The 26,316-nt window shown below is 70.1% G+C and carries 22 protein-coding genes and 1 pseudogene; 11 read left to right on the top strand and 12 right to left on the bottom strand.

Going from position 1 to position 26,316, the window contains the following annotated elements; translation table 11 throughout:
* Positions 1-26: 26 nt before the first annotated feature.
* The 5 genes and pseudogenes from ACLLJJ_RS37915 to ACLLJJ_RS37895 all read right to left on the bottom strand — a co-directional run bounded on the left by ACLLJJ_RS37915 (position 27) and on the right by ACLLJJ_RS37895 (position 6,852).
* On the bottom strand, positions 27-2,210 hold the full coding sequence (locus ACLLJJ_RS37915) for a 3-hydroxyacyl-CoA dehydrogenase NAD-binding domain-containing protein (protein WP_434599247.1): 2,184 nt from the start codon (positions 2,208-2,210) through the stop codon (positions 27-29).
* Between the two features lie 32 nt (positions 2,211-2,242).
* Complete coding sequence (locus ACLLJJ_RS37910; RefSeq protein ID WP_434599246.1) at positions 2,243-3,457, bottom strand: acetyl-CoA C-acetyltransferase; 1,215 nt, start codon at positions 3,455-3,457, stop codon at positions 2,243-2,245.
* Positions 3,458-3,500: 43 nt separating this feature from the next.
* Entirely contained in the window at positions 3,501-4,643 is a 1,143-nt protein-coding gene (locus ACLLJJ_RS37905; protein ID WP_434599245.1) for an acyl-CoA dehydrogenase family protein, read from the bottom strand.
* A 9-nt stretch (positions 4,644-4,652) separates the two neighbouring features.
* Positions 4,653-5,605, bottom strand: a pseudogene (locus tag ACLLJJ_RS37900) (LLM class F420-dependent oxidoreductase).
* Positions 5,606-5,670: 65 nt separating this feature from the next.
* The gene (locus ACLLJJ_RS37895) at positions 5,671-6,852 is read right to left on the bottom strand and encodes a CaiB/BaiF CoA transferase family protein (protein ID WP_434599244.1); all 1,182 of its coding nucleotides are present in this window, start codon (positions 6,850-6,852) and stop codon (positions 5,671-5,673) included.
* Between the two features lie 165 nt (positions 6,853-7,017).
* Between ACLLJJ_RS37895 and ACLLJJ_RS37890 the strand changes: the two genes are divergently transcribed.
* The gene (locus ACLLJJ_RS37890) at positions 7,018-8,232 is read left to right on the top strand and encodes a saccharopine dehydrogenase family protein (RefSeq protein ID WP_434599243.1); all 1,215 of its coding nucleotides are present in this window, start codon (positions 7,018-7,020) and stop codon (positions 8,230-8,232) included.
* 24 nt (positions 8,233-8,256) lie between these two features.
* On the opposite strand, the gene ACLLJJ_RS37885 is transcribed toward ACLLJJ_RS37890, so the two are convergent.
* A complete protein-coding gene (locus ACLLJJ_RS37885) occupies positions 8,257-8,934 on the bottom strand; it encodes an endonuclease V (RefSeq protein WP_434599242.1) in 678 nt (225 codons plus the stop codon).
* A 43-nt stretch (positions 8,935-8,977) separates the two neighbouring features.
* On the opposite strand from ACLLJJ_RS37885, the gene ACLLJJ_RS37880 reads away from it, so the two are divergent.
* The gene (locus ACLLJJ_RS37880) at positions 8,978-9,277 is read left to right on the top strand and encodes a YciI family protein (RefSeq protein WP_434600635.1); all 300 of its coding nucleotides are present in this window, start codon (positions 8,978-8,980) and stop codon (positions 9,275-9,277) included.
* Between the two features lie 159 nt (positions 9,278-9,436).
* Here ACLLJJ_RS37880 and ACLLJJ_RS37875 read toward each other — a convergent pair whose 3' ends face one another.
* Positions 9,437-10,522 carry a WD40/YVTN/BNR-like repeat-containing protein gene (locus ACLLJJ_RS37875; RefSeq protein WP_434600634.1) on the bottom strand — a complete coding sequence of 362 codons (1,086 nt, stop codon included), beginning with the start codon at positions 10,520-10,522 and terminating at the stop codon, positions 9,437-9,439.
* A gap of 155 nt (positions 10,523-10,677) precedes the next feature.
* On the opposite strand from ACLLJJ_RS37875, the gene ACLLJJ_RS37870 reads away from it, so the two are divergent.
* From ACLLJJ_RS37870 to ACLLJJ_RS37845, 6 genes are all read left to right on the top strand, one after another.
* The gene (locus ACLLJJ_RS37870) at positions 10,678-10,986 is read left to right on the top strand and encodes a GNAT family N-acetyltransferase (RefSeq protein ID WP_434599241.1); all 309 of its coding nucleotides are present in this window, start codon (positions 10,678-10,680) and stop codon (positions 10,984-10,986) included.
* A gap of 21 nt (positions 10,987-11,007) precedes the next feature.
* On the top strand, positions 11,008-11,424 hold the full coding sequence (locus ACLLJJ_RS37865; protein WP_434599240.1) for a (4Fe-4S)-binding protein: 417 nt from the start codon (positions 11,008-11,010) through the stop codon (positions 11,422-11,424).
* A gap of 143 nt (positions 11,425-11,567) precedes the next feature.
* Entirely contained in the window at positions 11,568-11,984 is a 417-nt protein-coding gene (locus ACLLJJ_RS37860) for an SsgA family sporulation/cell division regulator (protein WP_434599239.1), read from the top strand.
* A gap of 322 nt (positions 11,985-12,306) precedes the next feature.
* Positions 12,307-13,911 carry an ABC-F family ATP-binding cassette domain-containing protein gene (locus ACLLJJ_RS37855; protein WP_434599237.1) on the top strand — a complete coding sequence of 535 codons (1,605 nt, stop codon included), beginning with the start codon at positions 12,307-12,309 and terminating at the stop codon, positions 13,909-13,911.
* A 105-nt stretch (positions 13,912-14,016) separates the two neighbouring features.
* The gene (ddaH, locus tag ACLLJJ_RS37850; RefSeq protein ID WP_434599236.1) at positions 14,017-14,793 is read left to right on the top strand and encodes a dimethylargininase; all 777 of its coding nucleotides are present in this window, start codon (positions 14,017-14,019) and stop codon (positions 14,791-14,793) included.
* Positions 14,794-14,912: 119 nt separating this feature from the next.
* A complete protein-coding gene (locus tag ACLLJJ_RS37845; protein WP_434599235.1) occupies positions 14,913-15,893 on the top strand; it encodes an acyl-ACP desaturase in 981 nt (326 codons plus the stop codon).
* A gap of 187 nt (positions 15,894-16,080) precedes the next feature.
* On the opposite strand, the gene ACLLJJ_RS37840 is transcribed toward ACLLJJ_RS37845, so the two are convergent.
* From ACLLJJ_RS37840 to ACLLJJ_RS37830, 3 genes are all read right to left on the bottom strand, one after another.
* The gene (locus tag ACLLJJ_RS37840) at positions 16,081-16,326 is read right to left on the bottom strand and encodes a WhiB family transcriptional regulator (protein ID WP_434599234.1); all 246 of its coding nucleotides are present in this window, start codon (positions 16,324-16,326) and stop codon (positions 16,081-16,083) included.
* 191 nt (positions 16,327-16,517) lie between these two features.
* Entirely contained in the window at positions 16,518-16,721 is a 204-nt protein-coding gene (locus tag ACLLJJ_RS37835; protein ID WP_434599233.1) for a DUF5999 family protein, read from the bottom strand.
* Between the two features lie 135 nt (positions 16,722-16,856).
* On the bottom strand, positions 16,857-17,840 hold the full coding sequence (locus tag ACLLJJ_RS37830; RefSeq protein WP_434599232.1) for a multicopper oxidase domain-containing protein: 984 nt from the start codon (positions 17,838-17,840) through the stop codon (positions 16,857-16,859).
* 241 nt (positions 17,841-18,081) lie between these two features.
* On the opposite strand from ACLLJJ_RS37830, the gene ACLLJJ_RS37825 reads away from it, so the two are divergent.
* Positions 18,082-20,535, top strand: a complete 2,454-nt coding sequence (locus tag ACLLJJ_RS37825) for a ThuA domain-containing protein (RefSeq protein WP_434599231.1) — start codon at positions 18,082-18,084, stop codon at positions 20,533-20,535.
* Between the two features lie 96 nt (positions 20,536-20,631).
* Complete coding sequence (locus ACLLJJ_RS37820) at positions 20,632-22,788, top strand: OmpL47-type beta-barrel domain-containing protein (RefSeq protein WP_434599229.1); 2,157 nt, start codon at positions 20,632-20,634, stop codon at positions 22,786-22,788.
* Between the two features lie 59 nt (positions 22,789-22,847).
* On the opposite strand, the gene ACLLJJ_RS37815 is transcribed toward ACLLJJ_RS37820, so the two are convergent.
* Both ACLLJJ_RS37815 and ligD read right to left on the bottom strand, forming a co-directional pair.
* Positions 22,848-24,038 (bottom strand): ABC transporter permease, encoded by a 1,191-nt coding sequence (locus tag ACLLJJ_RS37815; RefSeq protein WP_434599228.1) that lies wholly within the window; start codon positions 24,036-24,038, stop codon positions 22,848-22,850.
* A gap of 14 nt (positions 24,039-24,052) precedes the next feature.
* On the bottom strand, positions 24,053-25,066 hold the full coding sequence (ligD, locus tag ACLLJJ_RS37810) for a non-homologous end-joining DNA ligase (RefSeq protein ID WP_434599226.1): 1,014 nt from the start codon (positions 25,064-25,066) through the stop codon (positions 24,053-24,055).
* Between the two features lie 99 nt (positions 25,067-25,165).
* Here ligD and ACLLJJ_RS37805 point away from each other — a divergent pair, with 99 nt between their 5' ends.
* The gene (locus ACLLJJ_RS37805; protein WP_434599225.1) at positions 25,166-26,242 is read left to right on the top strand and encodes an ATP-dependent DNA ligase; all 1,077 of its coding nucleotides are present in this window, start codon (positions 25,166-25,168) and stop codon (positions 26,240-26,242) included.
* The last annotated feature ends 74 nt before the right edge of the window (positions 26,243-26,316 follow it).

Raw genomic sequence — 26,316 nt, 5'->3', positions numbered from 1 at the left:
GCCACGTCGTACGCCGTCCGGGCCGGTCAGGTCCGGTCGGGGTCGCTGAACCTCTCGCCCCGTTCGGCCTTCTCCAGCAGCAGCGCGGGCGGGGTGAAGCGCTCGCCGTACTTCTCGGTGAGCTCACGCGCGCGTGCCACGAAGCCGGGCAGGCCGCCCTCGTAGCCGTTGATGTACTGGATCGCGCCGCCCGTCCAGGCGGGGAAGCCGATGCCCATGATCGAGCCGATGTTGGCGTCGGCGACCGAGGTCAGCACGCCCTCCTCGAAGCAGCGGACGGTGTCCAGCGCCTCGGAGAACAGCATCCGCTCCTTCATGTCGGAGAAGGGGATCTCGACGCCCGGCTTGCTGAAGTGCTCGCGCAGGCCCGGCCACAGCCGCGTGCGCTTCCCGTCCTCGTCGTACTCGTAGAAGCCCGCGCCACCGCTGCGCCCGGGGCGCCCGAACTCGTCGACCATCCGGTCGATGACCGCGTCCGACGGGTGCCCCGGCCAGCTGCCGCCCGCTTCCTCGACCGCCCGCTTCGTCTCGTTGCGGATCTTGCGCGGCAGGGTGAGGGTCAGCTCGTCCATCAGGGACAGGACCTTCGCCGGGTAGCCGGCCTGGGCGGCGGCCTGCTCGATCGAGGCAGGTTCGATGCCCTCGGCGACCATCGCCACGCCCTCGTTGATGAACTGGCCGATCACGCGCGAGGTGAAGAAGCCGCGCGAGTCGTTCACCACGATCGGCGTCTTGTTGATCTGACGCACCAGGTCGAAGGCGCGGGCCAGCGCCTCGTCGCCGCTCCGCTCGCCCTTGATGATCTCCACGAGCGGCATCTTGTCGACGGGCGAGAAGAAGTGCAGCCCGATGAAGTCGACGGGGCGCGACACCCCCTCGGCGAGGCCGGTGATGGGCAGGGTGGAGGTGTTGGAGCAGAGCAGCGCGTCGGGCTCGATGATGTCCTGGATCTCCTGGAACACCTTGTGCTTGAGCGCGGTGTCCTCGAAGACCGCCTCGATCACCGCGTCGCAGCCCGCGAGGGCGACGGGATCGGCGGTCGGCGTGATGCGGGCGAGGAGCTCGCCGCGCTTGGCCTCGGTCGTACGGCCGCGCGAGAGCGCCTTGTCGAGGAGCTTCTCGGAGTACGCCTTGCCCTTGGCCGCGGCCTCGACCGTCACGTCCTTGAGTACGACGTCGATGCCGGCGCGTGCACAGGTGTACGCGATGCCCGCGCCCATCATCCCGGCGCCCAGCACGGCGACCTTGCGGACCGGCCGCGGCTCGATGCCCTTCGGGCGGCTGACGCCCGCGTTGACGGCCTGCAGGTCGAAGAAGAACGCCTGGATCATGTTCTTGGAGATCTGCCCGGTGACCAGCTCGGTGAAGTACCGCGCCTCGATGGTCAGCGCGGTCTCGAAGTCGACCTGGGAGCCCTCCACCGCCGCGGCGAGGATGTTGCGCGGGGCAGGGTAGGGGGCGCCCGCGGTCTGCTTCCTGAGGTTGGCCGGGAAGGCGGGGAGGTTCGCCGCGAAGCGCGGGCTGGCGGGGGTGCCGCCGGGGATCTTGTAGCCCTTGATGTCCCAGGGCTGCTGGGACTCGGGGTTGGCCGCGATGAAGGCGTGCGCCTTGGCGAGCATCTCCTCGGGGGTCGCGGCCACCTCGTGGACGAGGCCGTTCTCCAGGGCGCGTCGCGGGTTGTACTGGGTGCCCTGCAGGAGCACCTTCAGCAGCGCGTCGGCGATGCCCATCAGCCGTACTGTGCGGGTGACTCCGCCGCCCGCCGGGAGGAGGCCGAGGGTGACCTCGGGCAGGCCGATCTTGGACCCGGGGGCGTCGAGCGCCACCCGGTGGTGGCAGGCCAGCGCGATCTCGTAACCGCCGCCGAGCGCCGCACCGTTGATCGCCGCGACGACCGGCTTGCCGAGGGTCTCGATGCGGCGCAGCGACCTCTTGATGGCGGTGCCGGTGTCGAAGGCCTGCTGGGCGTGCTCGGGACCGACCTTGATCATGTCCTTGAGGTCGCCGCCCGCGAAGAAGGTCTTCTTGGCCGAGGTGAAGATGATGCCGCGGATGGTGTCCTTCTCGGCCTCCGCGCGGTCGGCGATCGCCGCGATGGAGGCCTTGAAGGCCTGGTTCATGGTGTTGGCGGACTGGTTGGGATCGTCGAGGACGAGGGTGACGACACCGGTCTCGTCCTGTTCCCAGCGGATGGTGGTGGACTCGCTCATGTGGTGGCTACTCCGTGAGGGAAGGGACGGGATCAGAGACGCTCGATGACGGTGGCGATGCCCATGCCGCCGCCGACGCACAGGGTGGCGAGGCCGTACCGCTGGTCGCGGCGCTCCAGTTCGTCGATGAGCGTGCCCAGGATCATCGCGCCGGTGGCGCCCAGCGGGTGCCCCATGGCGATGGCGCCGCCATTGACATTGATCTTGTCCAGCGGGAGGTCCATGTCCCTGGCGAAGCGCAGGACGACGCCCGCGAAGGCCTCGTTGATCTCGACCAGGTCGATGTCACCGATCGTCAGGCCAGCCTTGGCGAGTGCCTTGCGGGTGGCGGGAGCGGGGCCCGTCAGCATGATGGTCGGCTCGGAGCCGGACACCGCGGCGGAGACGATGCGGGCGCGGGGCGTGAGGCCGTAGCGCTCGCCGACCGCGCCGGAGCCGATGGCGACCAGGGCCGCCCCGTCCACGATGCCCGAGGAGTTGCCCGCGTGGTGGACGTGGTCGATCTTCTCGACCCAGTGGTACTTCTGGAGCGCGACGGCGTCGAAGCCGCCGTGCTCGCCGATCATCGCGAAGGACGGCTTGAGCGCGCCGAGGGAGTCCGCGGTGGTGCCGGGGCGCATGTGCTCGTCGTGGTCGAGGACGGTGAGGCCGTTGCGGTCCTGCACCGGGACGACGGAGCGGTTGAAGCGTCCGTCCTTCCATGCCTCGGCGGCCCGCTCCTGGGAGAGCGCCGCGTACTCGTCGACGTCGCGGCGCGAGTATCCCTCGATGGTGGCGATGAGGTCGGCGCCGATGCCCTGCGGGACGAAGCCGGTCTCGTAGTTGGTCATCGGGTCGGCGAACCAGGCGCCGCCGTCCGAGGCCATCGGCACCCGCGACATGGACTCCACGCCACCCGCGAGGACCAGGTCCTCCCAGCCCGAACGGACCTTCATGGCAGCCATGTTGACGGCTTCCAGGCCGGAGGCACAGAAGCGGTTCTCCTGAACGCCCGCCACGGTGTCGGGCAGCCCCGCCGCGATGGCGGCGATCCGGGCGATGTCGGAGCCCTGGTCGCCGACCGGCCCCACGACGCCGAGCACGATGTCGTCGATGGCGGCGGGGTCCAGGTCGGGGAGCCTGCGGCGGATCTCGTGGATCAGACCGACGACGAGGTCGATCGGCTTGGTGCCGTGCAGGGCGCCATTGGCCTTCCCGCGACCGCGCGGGGTGCGGATCGCGTCGTACACGAACGCTTCGGTACTCAAGACAACTGCCTTTCGAGGGTGACGTACAAGAGAGGGGTGGCGGTCAGGCCAGCAGGGAACGGCCGATGATCTCCTTCATGATCTCGGTGGTACCGCCGTAGATCGTCTGGATACGGCCGTCCGTGAACGCCTTGGCGACGCGGTACTCGGTCATATAGCCGTAGCCGCCGTGCAGTTGGAGGCAGCGGTCCGCGACCCGCTTCTGCAGTTCGGTGGCCCACCACTTGGCCATCGACGCGTGTACCGCGTCGAGTTCCCCGTCCGAGTGATCGGCGATGCAGCGGTCGAGGAACGTACGTGTGACGGCGCACTCGGTGGCCATCTCCGCGATCTCGAAGCGGATGTGCTGGAGCTTGGACAGGGGTCGGCCGAACGCCTCGCGCTCCTTGACGTACCGCGTGGTGATCTCCAGGAGGTACTCGGCGGCGGCGATCCCGGCGACCGCGATGCCCATCCGCTCCTGCGCGAGATTGGTCATCAGATGGATGAAGGCGCCGTCGAGCTCGCCGAGCAGGTTCTCCTTGGGGACACGTACGTCGTTGAAGAACAACTCGGCGGTGTCCTGGGCCTTCTGGCCGATCTTGTCGAGGTTCCGGCCGCGCTCGAAGCCCTCCGCGCCGCGCTCGACCAGCAGCAGCGACAGGCCCTTCGCACCGCCCTCGGGGGTCGTTTTCGCCACCACGATCACCAGGTCGGCGAGGATGCCGTTGGAGATGAAGGTCTTGGATCCGTTGAGCAGCCAGTGATCGCCGCGGTCCTGCGCGGTCGTGCGGATGCCCTGGAGGTCGGAGCCCGCGCCCGGCTCCGTCATCGCGATGGCGGTGATGGTCTCGCCGCTGCAGAAACCCGGCAGCCAGCGCCGCTTCTGCTCCTCGGTGCCGAGCCCGGTGAGATAGGGCCCGATGATGTCGTTGTGCAGCCCGACCGCGAGCCCGGAGGCGCCCGCGCGGACGAACTCCTCGGCGAGTACGGCGCTGTAGCGGAAATCGGTGTTGCCGCCGCCTCCGTACTCCTCGGGCACGGCGAGCCCCAGCAGCCCCTGCCGACCGGCCGCCAGCCACACGTCACGGCTGACGATGCCGTCCTGCTCCCACTGCTCGTGGTGCGGTTCCACTTCCTTCGTCAGGAAGGTACGCACGGTCTCCCGGAAGGCCTCGTGCTCCGCGGTGAAGATCTGACGCTTCAACTCTGCCTCCTACAGCCAGCCCTTGACGGTTTCGATCAACTTGGCCGGCTCGGGGCCGACGGGAACGACATCGAGCATGGTGACGCCCGCCTCGCGGAAGGCCTCGATGCGTTCGCGTACGTACCCCTCGGGGCCGCACAGCGACATGAGTTCGCAGAACTCGTCGGGGACGGCGGCCTCGGCCTCCCTCTTCTTCCCGGCGAGGTAGAGGTCCTGGATCTTCGCCGCCGCTTCCTCGTAGCCGTAGGCGAGGTCGTTGTAGAAGTTCTTGCCCTTGGCACCCATGCCGCCGACGTACAGCGCGATCCGCGGGCGGGCGAGCTCCCGGAGCTGCTCGGTGTCCGCTCCGACGGCGAGCAGGCCGCCCGCGACGGTCTGCAGGGGCCCAGCGAGGGGTCGCGTCCGGCGGCGCCTTCGGCGAGGGCGCCGCCCCAGACCTGCTGGGCCTTCTCGGGGATGAAGAGCGTCGGCAGCCAGCCGTCGGCGATCTCGGCGGTGAGCTTCACATTGGCCGGGCCGAGGGAGGCGATGTGGATCGGGATCCTGTCACGCACCGGCCTGGTGAGGATCTTGAGCGGCTTGCCCAGCCTGCCGCCCTTCTCCTGCGGCAACGGCATGTCGGTGATGCCGTGGTGGTCGATGGCCTCGCGCTTCCAGATGCGACGGCACAGCTCGACGGTCTCGCGGGTGCGGCCGAGCGGCCTGTCGTACGGCTTGCCGTGCCAGCCCTCGACGACCTGCGGCCCGGAGGCGCCGAGCCCCAGCAGCGCCCGGCCGCCGGAGATCGCGTCGAGTCCGGCGGCGGTCTGGGCGATGAGCGCGGGCGTACGCGAGTAGACGTTGAGGATCGCGGCGCCGATCTTCATGCGCTCGGTGCGGGCGGCGAGGTAGCCCATGATGGTGGGCGAGTCGAAGCCGTACGCCTCGGCGACCCAGACGGCGTCCAGGCCCGCCGATTCCAGCGCGGCGATGCGGTCGCAGGCCTCGCGTGGGTCGTCCGCGTAGTTGAGGGCGGTGGAGATCTCCATCAGCCGACGCCGTCCTTGTCCCTGTCCTTGTCCGCGTCTGTCTCTGCCTCTGCCGTTCCGGGAGTGCCGATGCTCGGTACGTCCCAGTCGCGGGCCACTTCCGCGGTGTCGGCGCCGGGCTGAGCGGGCGGCAGGCGCACCGAGCCCGGTGTGGCGGAGAAGCGCGGCGCGGGCGCGGGCTGGGTGAGGCCGCCGTGCTCGACGAAGGTGCCGCGGGCCGCCAGGTGCGGGTGTGTGGGGGCTTCGCGCAACGACAGGACAGGGGCGACGCAGGCGTCCGAGCCCTCGAAGACCGCCGTCCATTCCTCGCGGGTCCGCTCCTTGAACCGGGCGGCGATCACACCGCGCAGCTCGTCCCAGCGGGTGAGGTCCTTGCGCGCCGGGGCCTGGTCCTCGATGCCGAGGAGCCGGACGAACTCGGTGTAGAACTGCTGCTCCAGCGCCCCCACCGCCATGTACCGGCCGTCCGACGTCTCGTAGTTGCCGTAGAAGGGGCAGCCGCCGTCGAGCAGGTTCGCTCCGCGCCGGTCCTGCCAGCCGCCCGCGGCCAGCATTCCGTGGATCATCGTGGCGAGGTGCGCGGCGCCGTCCACGATCGCCGCGTCGACCACCTGCCCCACGCCGTCCGGCCCCGCCGCGTGCCGCAGCGCCGCGAGTACGCCGACGACCAGGTAGAGCGAGCCGCCCGCGTAGTCGCCGACGAGGTTCGCCGGGACGGTCGGCGGCTCGTCGGGCCTGCCGAACATGCCGAGGGTTCCGGTGAGCGCGATGTACGCGATGTCGTGCCCGGCGCTCCGGGCGAGTGGCCCCTCCTGGCCCCAGCCGGTCATCCGCCCGTACACGAGCTTCGGATTGCGGGCCAGACACGCGTCGGGGCCGACGCCGAGCCGCTCGGCGACCCCCGGCCGGTAGCCCTCGATCAGGACGTCCGCACGCTCGACCAGGTCGAGGACCCGGGCCGGGCCGTCCGCGGACTTGAGGTCGACGAGGACCGAGCGCTTGTTGCGGTTGGTGAGGTCGTACGCCGGATCGATGGCCAGGCCTCCGCCGCCCGGCCGGTCCACCCGGACCACGTCCGCGCCCAGGTCGGCGAGGAGCATGGCGGCGAACGGCCCGGGGCCGATTCCCGCCAGCTCCACCACGCGCACCCCGGTGAGCGGGCCGTTCACTGTCGCTGCCATCAAGCCCCCAGCACTGTGACACAACCGATGTAACAGCAACGATGCTAAGAACGTGTTCCACTCTGCACAAGCCCTTCGGGCGAGCAAGCGCTTAGTTCTTTTTCCTCGCGGATCACGCTAGCCTCGGCGACCGACAGTGGCTCGGTACCGACTGCGGAGGCGTGCATGGGCGAGACAGTGCCAGCTGGATCAGGGCGTGCGAACGGTCGCGCGTACGACATCGTGCTCTTCGGGGCGACGAGCTTCGTCGGGGAGCTGACGGCGGAATATCTCGCGCGGCACGCCCCGTTGGACTGCCGGTGGGCGCTGGCCGGGCGCAGTAACGCGAAGTTGGAGAAGCTGCGCGAGCGGCTCACCGCGATCGACCCGGCCTGCGCGACGCTTCCCCTGCTGCGCGCCGATGTGTCCGACTCGGGATCGCTGCGTGAGCTCGCCGGGAGCACCCGGGTGCTGGCGACGACGGTCGGGCCCTACGTCTGGTACGGCGAGGGTGTGGTCGCCGCGTGCGCCGAGGCCGGGACGGACTACGCGGACCTGTCGGGCGAGTCCGAGTTCGCCGACCGGATGTACGTCGAGTACGACGCACGCGCCAGGGAGACCGGAGCGCGGATCGTGCACGCCTGCGGCTTCGACTCGATCCCGCACGACCTCGGCGTGTACTACACGGTGCAGCAGTTGCCCGAGGACGTAGCGCTGCGGATCGACGGATTCGTCCGCGCCGGCGCGATGTTCTCCGGCGGGACGCTCGCCTCGGCGCTCAACGCCTTCGCGCGCGGGCCGCAGATCCTGCGGGCCGCGAAGGAACGGCGGCAGCAGGAACCGCAGCCGGTGGGCCGTCGGGCGCGGGCGCCGTTCGCCGCGCCGCGGCGCAGCCGGGAGACCGGCACCTGGGCGCTGCCGCTGAGCACCCTGGACCCGCAGGTGGTGGCCCGCTCGGCGGCGGCGCTCGAACGCTACGGGCCCGACTTCCGCTACCGGCACTACGCGTCGGTGAAGTGGCTGCCGGTCGCGGGCGCGAGTGTGGCCGCGGTGGGCGCCCTGTTCGCGCTCGCGCAGATCCCGGCCGCGCGCAGCTGGCTGACGGGCCGATACGGAGCGGGCGCGGGGCCCGACGCGGAGCGCAGGGACCGGAGTTGGTTCTCGGTGCGGTTCGTGGGCGAGGGCGGCGGGCGGCGGGTGTTCACCGAGGTGTCCGGCGGCGACCCCGGGTACGACGAGACCGCGAAGATGCTCGCGGAGTCGGTGCTGTGCCTCGCCTTCGACGACCTGCCCAAGACGTCGGGACAGGTGACGACGGTGGAGGCGATGGGGGACGCGCTGCTTGAGCGGTTGCAGGGGGCGGGGATCCGGTTCCGGGTCGCGGATGTGCGTCAGGTGTAGGGGCGGGGGCGTGGGCCGCCGGGGTCAGGCCGTCACCTCGCGCAGGGCCTGCCTGCAGAGGGTGTCGGCTCTGCGGGTGGACTCCGGGATGCGGTAGTCGGGGGCCAGCCGCAGGGTGTGGGCGCAGGCGTTGTCCAGGCTCACCCGGTGGCCGACGGAGACAAAGACCGGTTTCACCGCGTCCTGGGTGCGCAGCGCGCGGCCCACTTCCTCGTCGTGGTCGAGCAGCGGGGACACGTCACCGCGCCGGGGGCCCGGTTGCTCGTACCGGAAGGTGAAGGGGTTCTTGGCGACGCCGATCGTCGGGAGTCCGGTGACCACGCCGAGGTGGCTGGCCAGGCCGAAACGGCGCGGGTGGGCCCGCCCGTAACCGTCGCAGACCACCAGGCCGGGGTCCGCCGACAGGGATTCGAGTGCGGCGAGCACCGTCGGCAGTTCCCGGAAAGCCAGCAGGCCCGGTACGTACGGGAAGGCGACCCGGCCGACGGCGGTGGCCTCGTCGAGCACGGTGAGCGTGGCGGCGTCGAGGACGACGGCCGCGGCGACGACGACGTCGCGCTCGTCGTCGTACGCGACGTCCACCCCCGTCACCCGGCCGGTGCCGGGCGGGGGTCCCGGTTGGTCGAGCACCACGCGGGTGCGCAGTGCGTCCTGGATCGCTCGGGCGGCGGCCTCGTCGGCGGGGGTTTCTATGGTCGTCATGGTGACGACCACCCTAGAACGGGCCGACGGTAACCTGACGATCATGTTCGTACTCGAATTGACCTACACCGAGCCCCTTGAGCGCGTCAACGAGCTGCTGGACGCGCACGTCGCGTGGCTGGACGCGCAGTACGCGGCGGGTGTCTTCATCGCTTCGGGGCGGAAGGTGCCGCGGGACGGCGGCGTGATCCTGGCCGTGGGGGTCGACCGGGCGCGGGTCGAACGGATCGCGGCGGAGGACCCCTTCACCGCGGCGGGGGTCTGCGTGTACCGGATCACGGAGTTCGTGGCGACGAAGACGGCGGCGGAACTGGCGGGATACCGGGAGCAGTTGCCTTCGTAGACGGGTGTGGGCGCGGGTGCGGGTGCGGGTGCGGGTGCGGGTGCGTCGACGCGGTGCGTGGGCGGGCGCGGGTGCGTCGACGCGGTGGTTGGGCGGGTGCGGGTCGGGTGCATCGCCTCGGTGCGTGGGCGGGCTGAATTGTCAGCCCGCCCACGAGAGTCATCCGCCGAAGCGGGCCACTCGCCCCTTCTCCCCCGACGCCCAGCATCCGAAGTCCCGGGTGCAGTCGACCGTGTCGTAGGACCCGCCGTCGATCGTGCGCCAGCTGCGGCCCCCGTCCATCGTCAGGTCCGTGCCCTCCGGGCCCACCGCGAGCGCCGCGTTCCTGCTGTGGGGCAGCCAGGCCACCCCCGAGCGGTAGGCGGGCGGCGGTGTCTTGGCCTGCCGCCAACTGCGGCCCGCGTCGCCGGTGATCGCCGCCGCCCTCGGGGAGGCCTGGCCCGTCCGGTAGTCACCGCCGACGGCGATGCCGTGGTGGCGGTCGCGGAAGGCGAGGCCGAAGACTCCCCTGGCCGGGTCGCCGGCCGGGATCGTCGACTGGGTGGCGGTCCAGGTCAGGCCGCGGTCGCCGGAGTGCAGCACGCGCGCGGTGGCCGCGCCGCCCGTGGCCAGCCATACGTCCCGCGCCCCCGAGCTGACCAGGCACTGCCCGCTCGCCGCGAACCCCGCCTCGCCGGGCTGCGCGGCCGGCATCCCCGCGTTCGGCAGCACCTTCCAGGACTTGCCGCCATCGCCGGTGGACAGCATGCGGTACTTGCCGTCCACCGGGTCGCTCATCGCCAGGCCGTGGCGGCTGTCGAAGAAGGTGAGGCAGTCGTAGAAGGCCTTCGGGTCGGTGTTGCGGAAGCTCTCGCTCCAGCTCACACCGCCGTCGTCGGTGCGAAAGACCCGCGACGCCTCGCCCTCCCCGATGGCCAGCACAACCGCGCGCCGCCCGTCGAACGCCTCGATGTCGCGGAACTCAAGCTCACCGGCGCCCGGCGGAGAGACGTTTCGCCAGCTGCGGCCACCGTCGCCGGTGCGCAGTACGGTGCCCTTCGAGCCGGCCACCCACGCGGTGTTCCTGCTGACCGCCGCCAGGCCCCTGAACCGCGCGTCCGTGCCGGTGTCCGTCAGCTGCCAGCCGAGCTTCGCCCCGGTCGCGGCGCCGGCGGAACCAGCGGATTGGGCAACGCCGTCCGGCCGCGCCTCGGCCGGCGTGACCAGCGCCGCGGTCACCGCCGCCGCACACAGTCCGGCCGACATCACGCGTCGCATTTTCCCCATGGGCCTCATGGCGCTGGAAACTAGCCCACCGCTCCCATGCCGTCCAGAGTGCGCCTCGCACGCGCGTTCCTAGAGTGAACCCTGGAGCGGGGCCGCGGTGGGGCCGCGCCGGACCGACGGGCAAGGAGCTCGTCATGGCAGTCACGGTCATCGACGCCCCTGCGGCGGACCGCTACGAGGCCCGGCTGGACGGCTCGGACTCCGTCGCCGGGTTCACGCAGTACATCCGTACGCACGAGCTGATCGCCTTCGTCCACACCGAGGTCGACCCGGCCCACGAGGGCCGTGGTGTCGGCTCCGCCCTCGCCCGGGAGTCCCTCGACGCGGCGCGCGCGGCGGGACTGCGCGTGCTGGCCGTGTGTCCGTTCTCCTCCCGCTACCTCGCCCGGCATCCGGAGTACGCGGATCTCGCCTACCAGAGCCGCAGCCGGGTCTCGGACTGAGCGGCAGGAAGGAGCGCCGCCATGAGCGCGGAGCCGGGAAAGGTCAAGGAGTACACGGGCAGGCTCGCCGACGTCACCTTCGAGCCCGGTCGGTGCCTGCACGCGGCGGAGTGCGTCAGGGGCCTGCCGCACGTCTTCGACCTGGAGAAACGCCCCTGGATCCAGCCCGAAGGCGGCCCGGCCGAGCTGGTCGCCGAGGTGGTCCGCCGCTGTCCGAGCGGCGCCCTGCAGGCCCGGTTCCCGGACGGCCCCGCCGAGGCCGCCGAGCATCCGGCCGTCGTCGGGCGCAATCCGGCGGGCCAACTCCTGCTGCGCGGCGAGCTCGTGGTGGACACGGCGCAGGGTGCCCGGCACGAGACTCGGGTGATGCTGTGGGGCTGCGGGGCGAGCGGGAATCAGCCGTGTTGCGATCACGCGGGCCCGTGTGGCGGGAAGTGACGCGGGCGGTGCGAGGGGCGCAAGTGGCCGGATTGGCGCCCTGACAGTCCGAATCGTGACGCAGCTCACGCACCCCCGGCATGCACGGAATCACGCGTTCCGTCGTCTGTCTCTGTGACAGGACGCATGAGAGGGAGCAGGCATTGGCGATCATGATCGAACAAGCAGTGCAGGCCCGCCTGGTGTCGTCCACTCCCCGGATGGAGAGCGTCCCCGCGACTCTGCGGTACGACCGCGAGGATCCCTTCGCCGTGCGCATGTGCTTCCCTCCGCCGGCGACGCTGGAGGGCATCGAGGTGTCCTGGGCCTTCGCCCGTGAGCTCCTGGAGGACGGCGTCGACGCGCGGGCCGGAGTGGGCGACGTACAGGTGCGGCCCTACGGGTACGGCAGGACCGTGCTGGAGTTCCACGCCGCCGAGGGCACCGCGATGGTCCATATCCGCACCTCCGACCTGCGCCATTTCCTCAAGCGCACCCACGAGATCGTCCCGGTGGGCGGCGAGCACCTGCACCTCGACGTGGATCACGACCTCGCCGAGCTGCTGCGCGACGCCGCCTGAAACCGCCGCCCCCCCGTCCGGCGGCGCACGGCCGTCGGACGCGCCGCGACCCGAGGCCCGTTAAATCGTTTCGCGCCTTCACCGCCGCGTTGTACTTTGATCCTGGCCCTGTTGTCGTCGATCGGAGTGGGACGTTGCGCGTCTGAGGTTCTGAGTCACCGTGCTGTACGGACCGACAAGTCCGTTCGCGCTGCGTGCGACCTCGACGCCTGAGCCGTCCCCATTCCCCCGCCCGGGGCCTTTTCGCTGTCGTCCTGTCGTGCCTGTCCACGGTGTCTCCACCCGTTGCCCCTGATCTTTTCTCAGCAACCGGGAGGCCCCTGTGTCTACCTTTCCCACTTCTCTCACCGCCTCGGCGCTCTCTTTCCGCTGGCCGGACGGTACGCCCGTGTTCGACGACTTCCAGCTGGCGGTCGGTCCCGGCAGGACCGGGCTCATCGGGCTCAACGGCTCAGGAAAATCAACCCTGTTGCGGCTGGTCGCTGGTGAACTCCGCCCCACCGGCGGCAAGATCCAGGTGTCCGGCGAGATCGGCTACCTGCCGCAGAACCTGGTCCTCGACACCGCGCTGCGCGTCGACGAGGCGCTGGGCGTCCGGGAGACCCGCGACGCGCTGCACGCCATCGAGGCGGGCGAGGCCACCGAGGCCAACTTCTCCGCGGTCGGCGACGACTGGGACGTCGAGGAGCGCGCCCGCGCCACCCTCGATCAGCTCGGGCTGACCGGGATCGGCCTGGACCGGACGATCGGGGAGCTGTCGGGCGGCGAGTCGGTGCTGCTGCGGTTCGCCGCCCTGCTGCTGGGCCGCCCCGACGTGCTGCTGCTCGACGAGCCGACCAACAATCTCGATCTGCACGCACGGCAGCACCTGTACGCCGCCGTCGAGGCCTGGTCGGGCGTGATGGACGTGGTCAGCCACGACCGTGAACTCCTTGAGCGGGTCGATCAGATCGCCGATCTGCGCGACGGCGAAGTCCACTGGTACGGCGGGAACCTCTCGGCGTACGAGGAGGCCCTGGCCGTGGAGCAGGAGGCGGCCGAGCGCATAGTGCGGGTCGCCGAGGCCGACGTGCACCGGCAGAAGAAGGAGCTGGCCGATGCCCAGGTGAAGCTGGCCCGCCGCAAGCGGTACGGGCAGAAGATGTTCGAGCAGAAGCGGGAGCCCAAGATCGTGATGGGCGCCCGCAAGCGCGCCGCGCAGGAGTCCGCGGGAAAGCACCGCATCATGCACACCGAGAAACTGGCCGAGGCCAGGGACCGGCTGAGCGATGCCGCCGACGCGGTGCGCGACGACGACGAGATCCGCGTCGAGCTGCCGTACACCACGGTCCCTCCGGGGCGCCGGGTGCTGACGCTGCGCGAGGTGGAACTGCGTTACGGGGCCGCGGTCGGCGGCGAGTTCGAGGTGCGCGGTCCTGAGCGGATCGCGCTGGTCGGGCGCAACGGGTCGGGCAAGACGACCCTGTTGCGCACGATCGCCGGGCAGTGGGAGCCGGTGTCGGGCGAGTCGGTGGCGCATGTGCCCCTACGGTTCCTGCCGCAGCGCCTCGACGTGCTGGACGACCGGCTGACCGTCGCCGAGAACGTGGCGCGGTTCGCGCCGTCGGCGACCAACAACGTCATCAGGGCGCGGCTCGCCCGCTTCCTCTTCAAGGGGGCGCGGGCCGATCAGCAGGCCGGGACGCTGTCGGGCGGCGAGCGCTTTCGCGCGACGCTGGCCGCGCTGCTGCTCGCGGAGCCCGCGCCGCAGCTACTGATGCTCGACGAGCCGACGAACAACCTGGACATGGCGAGCGTACGGCGGCTCACCCAGGCCCTGGAGTCGTACGAGGGGGCGCTGATCGTGGCGAGCCACGACGAGCCGTTCCTGGAGTCGATCGGCATCACCCGCCGGCTGGAGATGGGGGTGGTGGCGGACCCGGAGTGACGGAGCCGTGCAGGTCCGGGGCCACCTGCCCCGGGCCGGGGCGGGACGGTCCATGATGGGCGCCAGCCGTTGTCCCGTCGCCGATCCGCAGATGGAGAGACCGTCGTGCCCAGCAGCAAAGCCCTCGTCCGCCGCCCGAGCCCCCGCCTGGCCGAGGGGCTCGTCACCCACATCGGGCGCAGCCCGGTGGACCCGGATCTGGCCGTCGAGCAGTGGGGGGCGTACGTCGCGACGCTGCGCGCCCATGGCTGGGAGACCGTCGAGGTGGATCCTGCCGACGACTGCCCGGACGGCGTGTTCGTCGAGGACGCGGTGGTGATGTACCGGAACGTGGCCCTGATCGCCCGGCCGGGGGCCGAGTCGCGCAGGCCGGAGACCGGGGGCGTGGAGGAGGCGGCGGCCCGGCTGGGCTGCTCGGTGAACTGGGTGTGGGAGCCCGGCACCCTGGACGGCGGCGATGTCCTCAAGATCGGTGACACCGTGTACGTCGGGCGCGGGGGCCGCACGAACGCCGCCGGCGTGCTGCAGCTGCGGGAGGCCTTCGAGCCGCTCGGGGCACGGGTGGTGGCCGTGCCGATGAGCAAGGTGCTGCACCTGAAGTCCGCCGTCACCGCGCTGCCGGACGGCACGGTCATCGGTTACGAGCCGCTGGTGGACGCCCCCTCGCTGTTCCCCCGCTTTCTGCCGGTGCCGGAGGAGGCGGGGGCGCACGTGGTGCTGCTGGGCGGCGGGAAACTGCTGATGGCGGCGAGCGCGCCGAGGACGGCCGAGCTGTTCGCCGACCTCGGACACGAACCCGTTCTGGTGGAAATCAGCGAGTTCGAGAAGCTGGAAGGCTGCGTGACATGCCTCTCGGTACGCCTCCGTGACCTGTATGCATAACGGAACGTAGCGGGACATTACGCTCCGGGACTTGGCTCAGCTCTTACTGCGCGCTTAACCTACGGTCTCGTAACCTACGAAGCCGTAGGTACCCCTCGTCCCCGTCCCCAGGAGCACCCGTGACGATCACCTCTCCCCAACTCGGCAGTTCGGACGCGTGGAACGACGCCCGACTGCTGTTCGCACTGGAGGAGGTGGTGGAGAAGGAACTCAACCGCCATCTCAAGGTCGCCAAGGACTGGATGCCGCACGAGTACGTCCCGTTCACCGACGGCCGTAATTTCCCCGGTATCTTCGACGACGGCAAGGCCTGGGAGCCCGAGCAGTCCAAGGTCACCGAGATCGGCAAGATCGCGCTCGTCGTGAACCTGCTGACCGAGGACAATCTCCCGAGCTACCACCACGAGATCGCCTCCCTCTTCGGCCGCAACGGTGCCTGGGGCACCTGGGTGCACCGCTGGACCGCGGAGGAGGGCCGCCACGGCATCGTGATGCGCGACTACCTGCTCACCTCGCGGGCCGTCGACCCGGACAAGCTGGAGCAGTTCCGGATGGTGCACATGGCGGAGGGCTTCGAGTCCGACAACCGCCACTCGATGCTGCACTCGGTGGCGTACGTCGCCTTCCAGGAGCTCGCGACGCGCGTCTCGCACCGCAACACCGGACACCAGTCGGGCGACCCGGTCTGCGACCGCATGCTGGCGCGGATCGCGACCGACGAGAACCTGCACATGGTGTTCTACCGCAACCTGCTGGGCGCGGCCTTCGAGCTCGCCCCCGACCTGACGATGCAGTCCGTGCGCGACGTCGTCGTCGACTTCCGGATGCCCGGTCACGGCATGCCCGGCTTCGAGCGCGCCGCCGCCCAGATGGCGATCGGCGAGATCTACAACATGCGGATCCACCACGACGACGTGCTGCAGCCGGTCCTTCGCTACCTGAAGGTCATGGACATCGGCGGGCTCGGCCCGGACGGTCTCAAGGCGCAGGAGGAGCTCGGCCTGTACATGGGCGGGCTGGACGCGGAGGCGAGCAAGTTCGACGCGAAGCTGGCCGCGCGCAAGGAGCGGATGGCCGCGCGCGCCGCCGCGGCCTCCTGACCCGGAGCTCGCCCCGGACCCCTGGTCCTTCGAACGCCGGACAGGCTGGAACGTATCGCCTGTCCGGCGTTCGCGTGCGCGCGCGGGCACATCCCGCCCAGGCGTCCGTGCGGGCATCCTCACGGATGGGCTCGGCCGCCTTCTCGGCCGCTCGACGGCGTGCGAAGTCGGGGGCGAGGCGCGGGGCTCAGTGGCGGCCACGCCTGAGGCGCAGTCTCTCCTTCTCGGAGAGACCGCCCCAGACGCCGAACCGCTCGTCGTTCCTCATCGCGTAGTCCAGGCAGGCGACCCGCCCCGGGCAGGCCCCGCAGAGCTGTTTGGCCTCACGGGTGGAGCTGCCGGGGGCCGGGAAGAAGAAGTCGGGCCCTGTCTGGGCGCACAACGCTGTCTCCTGCCAGGAGAGTTCATGTTCGGTGGTGATGTTGATCGGCATGCCGGACACGCTGCCCCGGCGCGATCAACATCCGTTGAACGTCCTCTCAACGATCGCCTTCACCGGTGCTGGTTCAGTACGGAAGCACCCGCCCCGAAGGTGTGCGCAGATCAAGCTCGCGCACCTCCCTCGGACGGGGGGCCGTCGTCCTGGCGATACGGATACGCGTCACCTTCACCGCACCCACCCCCTCAGACCGTCGTGAGCAGTTGCCGGGGCGCGGGGCCGCCGGGCGGGAAGATACGGCCGTCGGGCAGGAGCTGCCCCAGGTCGTCGAAGACGATCGCACCGTTGCACAGCCGGCTCCAGCCCTGCTCGGGGTGGAACTCGACGGTACGCGCGGCGCCCCGGTCGATGCGGTCGGCGGACGGGCACGGGGGCTGGTGCTGACACATGCCGCACCTCCAATTCGATGGCCTCGTACAGGAGTACGTTCCTCTGCCTGTATTGACTCAACACGCGGGGAGAACTCATCGCAGTTCCTGATATGTTCAATACCCAGAAATGGGGCGCGTCAAGGTCCTTACGGGCTAGGAGTGTTCGTGCCCTGCCGGGTGGTGCGGCTCGTAGCCGGGAATCGTGCCGTCCGGCTTCGCGACGAGGAACAGTCCGGCCATTCCCATGTCCGAGTGGCTCTGGACGTGGCAGTGGTACATCCAGGCGCCCGCGCCCACGTGTTCACCGGCGATCATCTGGAAGCCGAAGGAGTCGGCCGGTCCGGTGATCTTGTTGTCGATGACCCGGCTGGGGTCGGCGGGGCCCTCCAGGAGACCGGTCCTGTTGTCCGCCCAGCGGTGACCGTGGATATGGAACGTGTGGTAATACTCGCCGTGCGTGATCATCACGATCTCGACCCGGTCGCCCACCGTGGCCGCGAAGTTGGGGCTCTGGTGGCCGGGCTTGTTGTTGATCGTCATGTCGTTGAAGACGATCGTGAAGGTCTTGTCCGGCAGGATGTCGCCCTTGCGGCGCACGATCAGCGGGCCGTAGAGCCCCTTGCGGATGCCGCCCGTCCCGTGGTCCGTGCCCACCACATGGTCGTGGTAGTGCCAATAGCCCGCGCTGCCCGGACGCCAGGTGCCGTCCTTGCGCTTGCCCGCGACATGCGTGCGCCAGGTGTACGTGCGGGTACCGCCCGGCTCCACATGGCTCTTGTTGAGCTTCGTGCCGTCGTTGGCCACGTCGTAGTCCACGCCGTGAACATGCAGGCTGGCGGGGACGTCCATGGTGTTCTCGAACTCGATGTGTACGGTGTCGCCCTCGATCAGCTCGATCATCGGGCCAGGGATCGACGCCTTGCCCTTCTCGAAGCCGTAGCCCATCTGACCGTCGGCGAGCTTCTCGGCGTACATCTTCAGGTGTTTCACCTGCCCACCGGCGGGCGCGGTGGGGGGCGGATTCTCCGCGGCCGGGGCCGATTCGGCGATGCCGGCCACTGACAACGATGTCACGCCGGTCGCGGCGGCCACGCCACCACCCACCAGCATGCGTCGGTTGAAACTGCGTCTGTCCATGCCGGACTCCCCACTGTGGAACGGAGATTGTGGCTTGCGCAGTGACCACGGTGACCACTGTGACGCCACACGGTAACCGGCCGATCTTCGTTTATCCACACCCAGGACAAAGTTGACGGGATCCCGGTCGTATCTATTGGCGGACCGCGAAAAGGGGTCTAGTTTCAGCGGCTGTTGCTGTGACCTGAGAGGGGTGGGTGAACGCATGCTCCGCACACCACAATCGCGGCCCAGACGGCCAATGCCTCGACGCGCCCTGGCGGCGGGCCTGTTGGCCTCCGCCGTAACCGCGTCCCTGCTCGGGGGGCTCGGCGGCACCACAGCCGCCGCCAGGCCCTATCCCGAGCCCAAGACAACGTTGTCCCTGCCGTCACCGCCCGGTGGCGACAATGTCCGGGTACTCGTCTTCCACGCCTCGGCCGACGAGGAGTCCCCCATCGTCAACGCGGGCATCGAGGCGATCGAGAAGATCGGCCAGTCCGGCCCCGCGGCGCAGCGCTTCCGCGTCGACGCCACCGACGACGCGTCCATATTCACCCAGGCCAAGCTCGGCAAGTTCAATGCGGTCGTGTTCCTGACCGGCGGCGGCGATGTCCTCGACCCGGAGCAGGAAGCGGGCCTGGAGAGCTACATGGAGGCCGGGGGCGGCTTCCTCGGGCTCCACGACGCGGCGCGCACCGAGCCGTACTCGGACTGGTTCACCGGTCTGATCGGCGCCCGGCCGGCCGCAGGCGGTCCCACGACCGCGCAGCGTGCGACCGTGGAGATCGGCGACCGGCAGCACCCGGCCACCAAGAGCCTGCCGCTGGAGTGGAAGCGGCCCGACAAGTGGCTGAACTGGACGAAGAATCCCTCCGGTGACGTGCACACCGTGGCCCGGGTCCGGGAGGCGACGTACCAGCCGGGGACCAGCGCCAACGGCGCGGACCACCCGGTCTCCTGGTGCCGCGACTACGACGGCGGCCGGTCCTTCTACACCGGCATGGGCGGCACGGTCGACTCCTTCCAGGAGACGGACTTCCGCGACCACCTGCGCGGCGCCCTCCAGTGGACGACGCGCCTGGCGCAGGCCGACTGCTCGGCCTCCATCAACGCCAACTACAAGGCGGAGCGCGTCACTTCACCCAACCAGCCGGGCCAGTCCGACCAGATCGGCGAGCCGCACGGCCTGGTGACCGCCAAGGACGGGCGGATCTTCTACATCGGACGCGGCGGCGGCGACAACAGCGCCCCCGTCGTCACCGACTGGAACAACCCCGACACCGGCAAGGGGCAGGGCCAGGTCCACGTCTACGACCCGAAGACCAAGAAGGTCACCCTCGCGGGTGCGTTGACCGTCTTCGGCAACAAGGGCGGCGGCGGCGAGCTGACCAAGAACGAGGAGGGGCTGCTCGGGATGGAGCTGGACCCCGACTACCTCACCAACGGATGGGTGTACCTGCACTACACCCCCCACTCGAAGATCAACCGCGATACGCACATGGCCGAGCGCCGCGTGTCGAGGTTCACTCTCGACCCGGCGACCAACAAGCTCGACCTCGCCTCCGAGAAGGTGCTGCTCGACTGGCCGGTCCAGATCCACAGCTGCTGCCACTCGGGCGGCGGACTGGCCTGGGACTCCAAGCAGAATCTCTACATCGCCACCGGTGACAACAACTCCTCGCAGTTCAGCGACGGTTACTCGGGCAACAACCCGGAGCCGAACTTCAAGGGCGTGTCCTTCGCGGACGCGCGCCGCACCGCGGGCAACACCAACAACCTCAACGGCAAGATCCTGCGCATCCACCCCGAGGACGACGGCACGTACACGCTGCCCGCGGGCAACCTCTTCACCGGCCAGGAGCCGGACGAGGGCGGCGGCAAGACGCGCGGCGAGATCTATGTGATGGGCGTACGCAACCCGGCCCGGATCTCGATCGACACCAAGACCGACACCCTGTACGCCGGTTGGGTCGGCCCGGACGCCGGGGCGCCCTCGACGACCTGGGGGCCGGCCAAGTACGACACGTTCGCGGCCATCACCAAGCCGGGCAACCACGGCTGGCCGTACTGCATGGGCAACAACCAGCCCTACCGCGACCGCAATCTGCCGGACCCGAGCAAGCCGCTCGGCTGGTACAACTGCGCCGCGCCCAAGAACGAGTCGCCCAACAACAACGGCCTGGTGAACCTGCCGCCCGTCACGCCCAACACCATCTGGTACTCGCCGCAGGGCGGCGGCCCCGACTACCCGCGCGACGCCAACGGCATCCCCAGCTACAAGGTGGAGGAGCAGAAGCTGCTCCTGCCGTGGCTCAAGGGCGGCGGCCAGGCCACGATGAACGGCCCGGTCTACCGCTTCGACGCGGCCACCGCGAGCGCGCAGAAGTGGCCCTCGTACTGGGACGGCAAGTGGTTCGTCGGCGACTTCTACGACGCCGACCAGCCGCGGCACGCGGTGCTCACCGATCCCAAGACCGTCGGCAAGGGCGGACTGCCCACGCACGCCGAGAACCTGAAGAAGATCATCCCGGTGGGTGAGGCCGGTATCCGCAACCTCATGGACTGGAAATTCGCGCCCGACGGCTCGCTCTATGTCCTGGACTACGGGCGTGGCTTCTTCACCTCGGACTCCAAGTCGGCGCTGTGGCACGTGACGTACAAGGGTGGCGGGCCGACCCCGGCCGCCAAGGACCTGGCCAGGAAGGCGGAGTAGGCAGTGAGGCGAAGAAGCCCACGATCAGCACCACGATCATTCCCCGGTACCGGCTCGGCTCCCCGGCTGTGGACGGCGCTCGCCGCCGCCCTGCTGATGGTTCTCGGACTGACGTCGACCTCGGCGTACGGGCGTGACGACGAAGCTGGGGCCCCGCAGGCCGCGGCGCAGACGCTCAACTGGACCGCCGGCGACCCCATCGACCACTATCTGAGCTTCCCGACGACGGCGGTCGCCGGGGAGACGACGATCGTCTTCGAGAACAGCAGGGCGACCGGCAACACGACCGGGATGCCGCACACGCTGACCTTCGACGTGTCCGACCCCGAGTACAACAACGACGTACAGCTCAACCTGCTCGCCAACCCGAGCGACGACCAGGCGGGCAAGCACAGCGCCACGGTCACGCTCAAGCCCGGCAGGTACCGCTACTACTGCACCATCCCGGGCCACGGTTCGATGGAGGGCATCCTCACCGTCACCGAGGGCGGCGGCGAGGACACCGCGGCGCCGGAGACCTCCGCGAAGGTCGAGGGCGAGAAGAACGCCGACGGCGCGTACATCGGGCACGCCTCGGTGACCGTGTCGGCGACCGACGCGGGCTCCGGTGTGGACAAGGTCGAGTACGCGATCGGGGCGGCCGGTGCCTGGCAGCCGTACACCGCAACCGTCATGGTCCACGAGGTCGGGACGCACAAGATCCGCTACCGGGCCTCCGACAAGGCGGGCAATGTCGCCGCGGAGAAGGCCGTCGACTTCACCGTCGTCGCACCGCCGACGGACGACAAGACACCGCCGGAGACCTCGGCCACCGTCAGCGGCGAGAAGAATCCGCAGGGTGAGTACCTGGGCATGGCGACGGTCACGGTGACCGCGTCCGACACCGGGTCGGGTGTCAACACCATCGAGTACGCGATCGGGGCGGCGGGCGCCTGGCAGCCGTACACCGCACCCGTCATGGTCCACCAGGTCGGCGTGCAGAAGGTCCGCTACCGGGCCACCGACAAGGCGGGCAACGCCGCCGCGGAGAAGGCCGTCGACTTCACCGTCGTCGCACCGCCGACCGAGGACAAGACACCGCCGGAGACCACGGCCACCGTCACCGGGACCAAGAACTCCAACGGCGCGTACATCACCAGCGCGAAGGTGGCGCTCGCCGCGACGGACGCGGGCTCGGGCGTGGACAAGGTCGAGTACTCGCTCGACGGCGGCCCGTATCTCGCTTACACGGTGCCCGTGATCGTCGACCGCGTGGGACGGCACACCGTCGCCCACCGTGCGACGGACAAGGCCGGCAACACGTCAACGGCCAAGCAGGTGGCGTTCACCGTCGCCGAGGGCGGTGGCGTGCCGGCGCCCAACTGCGCCGAGCACGACGAGCGGTTGACGGTCGTCGTCGGCACGGTCGACACCGGTGTGCCGAACCGCATCACGCGCAGCCGGTGCACCGTCAACGAGCTCATCGAGGACGAGAAGGAGTGGACCTCCCACGCCCTGTTCCTCAAGCACGTCGACACGGTGCTCGACAAGCTGCTCGCCGACGGTGTCGTCGACGCCCGCGAGCACAAGAAGATCTACAAGGCGGCCAAGCAGTCCGGCATCGGTAAGCCCGGCCAGACCGAGGGCTACCGGGATCTCTTCGACGGCAGCCAGTCGTCGTTCGACAAGTGGCAGCATGTGGGCGGAGGTTCGTTCGGTCTCAACCCCGACGGATCGATGACCAGCAGCACCACGGTCGCCGGCATGGGCATGCTGTGGTTCCCGGAGCGCAAGTACGAGGACTTCTCCCTGAAGCTGCGGTGGCGGGACGACGCCCCGGCCACCGGAAACGCCAACGGCGGTGTCTTCGTACGCTTCCCGCAGGTCCACGACCACCCGGAGGAGTCGCGTCCGGAGTGGGTCGCCATCAAGTACGGCCACGAGGTGCAGATCCTCGACCGTCCCGACGGCGACATGTACAAGACCGGCTCGCTCTACGGTTTCGACCGGGTGGGTCTGGGCGGCGCGGGTGTCACGCCCAAGGGCACCTGGAACGACTACGAGATCCGGGTGGAGGGTCAGCACTATTCGATCTTCCGCAACGGCGTCCTGATCAATGAGTTCGAGAACGCCGGCGGGCAGAGCTTCACCCCGCCGCGCGGCGACGACCCGGGAACGGACGGCCGGCGGTACGCCTCCGGTTATGTCGGGCTCCAGGTCCACGGGACCACCGATGTGATCTCGTACCGCGACATCCGCATCAAGCAGCTCTAGCTGTAGGCGGGTTGACGAGGCCCCCACCCTGCGAGTGCAGGGCGGGGGCCTCGTGCGGTTCAGCCCGCGGGCGCCACCGCGTGGGCGACCGCGTGGGCGGGTGCGCGCTCCCGGCCGCCGGGGTGGCGGTGGCGCCAGACCCAGAACACCGTGCAGGACACCAGCGCCCACCCGGCCAGCACCAGGAACGGCAAGAGGTGCTGATGGCCCTGGAAGTACACGGCCGTGTGCTGCGCGTTCACCGAGGCGCCGGGCGGCAGCCAGCGGCCGATGTGCCCGAGCGCGGAGGGCAGCAGCGGCCACGACACCGCGCCGCCCGAGGACGGGTTGCCCAGCAGCACCATCAGTCCCCAGGTGGGGATCATCGCCCAGCGGCCCATCAGGGTGTTGAACATGGTGAAGACCATGCCGGACGTGAACATGGTGAGCGCGAGGATCAGCCAGGACTCGACGAACGGCAGGTCCAGGGCGCCAAGCTGCCAGTCGACCACCGCCGCGATCGCGAACGCCCCGAGCAGTGCGTACGCCACAGTGAAGCCGATGCGCTCCGCCGGATTGAGACCCCGGGCGTGCACGCTCAGCTGAATGGCGCCGACGAAGCCGATGATCACTGCGGCGAGCGAGATGTAGAAGAGGGCGAGGCCGCGCGGATCGCCTTTCTGCAAGGGCTTGATGTCCTTGATCTGTACGGGAACACCGACCGCCTTGCCGACCTTCGCGCCGCTCTCGGCGAGGACCTGCGCGACCGTGGCTCCCGAGGCGCCCGCCACGTCGAGCTCCACACCGGGACCCTTGATCCGCAGGACCGCGAACTCCGTCTGCTCGTCGACGGCCTCGCGCGCCTGCGTGACCGTGTCGTACCGGGTCAGGTCCATGGAGGCGTTCAGGGCCTTCTCCATGCCCTGGACAAAGGCCTTGCCGCGCGGGCTCTGCGCGTCGCCGACCACGGCGGTGGGGATCCGGTGCGGGGTCGGGTTGGCCATCGTGTACGTGTAGGAACCGGCGAACAGCCCGGCCGCCACGGCCAGGATGAACACCAGGACGATGGCGGGCAGGAACGGCGACTCCTTGAAGGCCGTCCACTTCTCCCCCCTGCTCAGCGGCCTGCCGTGGGCGCCGTGCGGGGGCCGTTGCCCACTGCCGCGCGGGGCCTCACCGTCGGGTGACGGCTCGTTGGTGTGCGAGGGCTCGTTGGTCTGCGGCTGTTCGCCCACGTCCGGCGCCTCGTCCGCTCCCGGTTGCTCGCTCATGCCCGATTGCCCGCTCATGCGTCGTCGTGCTTCGCCCGGCTGGGCGCGACCCGTTTGGGCTCGCCCGGCATCTTCGGATAGTCCGGCGGATACGGCATGTCACCGAGCCCGTGGTCCCGCTCGGCGCGGTCGGCCAGCTCCAGCAGCCCGTCCAGTGAGAAGGCGTGCTCGTCCATGTCCGCGTGCACGTCGCCCAGTTCGGCGAACCGGGTGGGCATGGTGACCAGGTCGAAGTCCTGGGGCTCCGCGTCGTCGAGTTCGTCCCAGCCCAACGGCGCGGAGACGGGCGCGTGCGGGTGCGGCCGTACGGAGTAGGCGGAGGCCATGGTGCGGTCGCGCGCGGTCTGGTTGTAGTCGACGAAGATCCGCTCACCGCGCTCCTCCTTCCACCAGGCGGTGGTGACCCGCTGCGGCATCCGCCGCTCCAGTTCACGGCCGACCGCGATGGCGGCGCGGCGTACCTCCGTGAAGGTCCAGCGGGGTTCGATCGGGACGAAGACATGCAGCCCCCGGCCGCCGGAAGTCTTGGGCCATCCGCGCAGCCCCTGCTCGTCCAGCAGGGTGTGCAGTTCGTGGGCGGTCCTGACCGCGTCCCCGAAGTCCGTTCCCGGCTGCGGGTCCAGGTCGATGCGCAGTTCGTCGGGGTGGTCGGTGTCTCCCCGGCGCACCGGCCAGGGGTGGAAGGTGAGAGAGCCGAGGTTCGCCGCCCACAGGACGGCGGCGGGCTCGGTGGGGCAGACCTCGTCGGCCTCCCGGCCGCTGGGGAAGGCGATCCTGGCGGTGGGGATCCAGTCGGGCAGGTTCTTGGGGGCACGCTTCTGGTAGAAGGACTCGCCCCCGATGCCGTCGGGGAACCGTTCGAGCGTGGTCGGGCGGTCGCGCAGGGCGCGGGTGATGCCCTCCCCCACGGCCAGGTAGTACTGCGCCACGTCCCACTTGGTGTAGCCGCGCGCGGGGAAGTAGATCTTGTCGGGGCTGGACAGTCTTACGGTCCGCCCGCCGGCCTGCAGTTCCACCGCGTCACCCATGTCCGCCAGGGTAGGCCGGGCGGGCTTTTGGCGCATACCGGGCATGCGGCCGGAGCGGCATACCGGGCGCTTCTGCGCGAATGGTCGCAGACTCGGACCATGGATCTCCCGGTGATGCCACCCGTGAAACCGATGCTGGCCAAGGCAGTGGCCAAGATTCCGCCCGGCCCGGACATGCAGTACGAGGCCAAGTGGGACGGCTTCCGGGCGATCGTCCACCGGGACGGCGACGAGCTGGTGATTGGCAGCCGGTCGGGCAAGCCGCTGACCCGGTACTTCCCCGAGCTGGCCGCGTCGCTGCTCGAAGCGCTGCCGGTCCGCTGTGTGATGGACGGCGAGATCGTGATCGCCCACGACGGCAGGCTCGACTTCGACCGGCTCACCGAGCGCATCCACCCCGCGGAGTCCCGGGTGCGGATGCTGGCGGAGCGGACGCCCTCCAGCTTCGTCGCGTTCGATCTGCTGGCCCTGGGGGACGAGGCGCTGCTCGACGCCCCGCTGTGCTACCGCCGCGAGGCCTTGTCCGAGGCGCTCGACGGTGTGCCGGCCCCGGTCCATCTGGCTCCGGCGACCACCGACATCGAGGTGGCCCGCCATTGGTTCGAACGCTACGAGGGCGCCGGGCTCGACGGCGTGATCGCCAAGCCGCTGGCCATTCCGTACCGCCAGGACACCCGTCTGATGTACAAGATCAAGCACGAGCGGACGGCGGACTGCGTCGTCGCCGGCTACCGGCTGCACAAGAGCGGCCCGATCGTCGGCTCGCTGCTGCTGGGCCTCTACGACGACGCCGGAGTACTCCAGCACGTCGGGGTGTGCGCGGCGTTCACCATGAGCAGGCGCGCGGAGCTGGTGGCAGAGCTGGAGCCGCTGCGCATGGAGTCGCCGGAGACCGAGGGGCATCCCTGGGCCGCGTGGGCGGACGCGTCGGCCCACGAGCAGTCCCGGATGCCGGGTACGCCGAGCCGCTGGTCCGGCAAGAAGGACGTGTCGTGGGTGGCGCTGCGTCCAGAGACGGTGTGCGAGGTCGCGTACGACCACATGGAGGGCGACCGGTTCCGGCACACCGCCCGCTTCCGACGCCGGCGCGACGACCGGACCCCGGAGAGCTGTACGTACGCCCAGTTGGAGGAGCCCGTGGGCTACGACCTCGCGGACGTGTTCGGGACCTCATGAGCGTGCCCATCGCCCCGGACGCCGGGTGGTGGTGCGGGCCGCCTGAATGGGCCCGCACCACATGCGCCCCACCG

The organism is Streptomyces sp. A5-4 (assembly GCF_051131715.1).
Lineage (GTDB): Bacteria > Actinomycetota > Actinomycetes > Streptomycetales > Streptomycetaceae > Streptomyces.
This window is presented reverse-complemented; position numbering and strand designations above follow the sequence as displayed.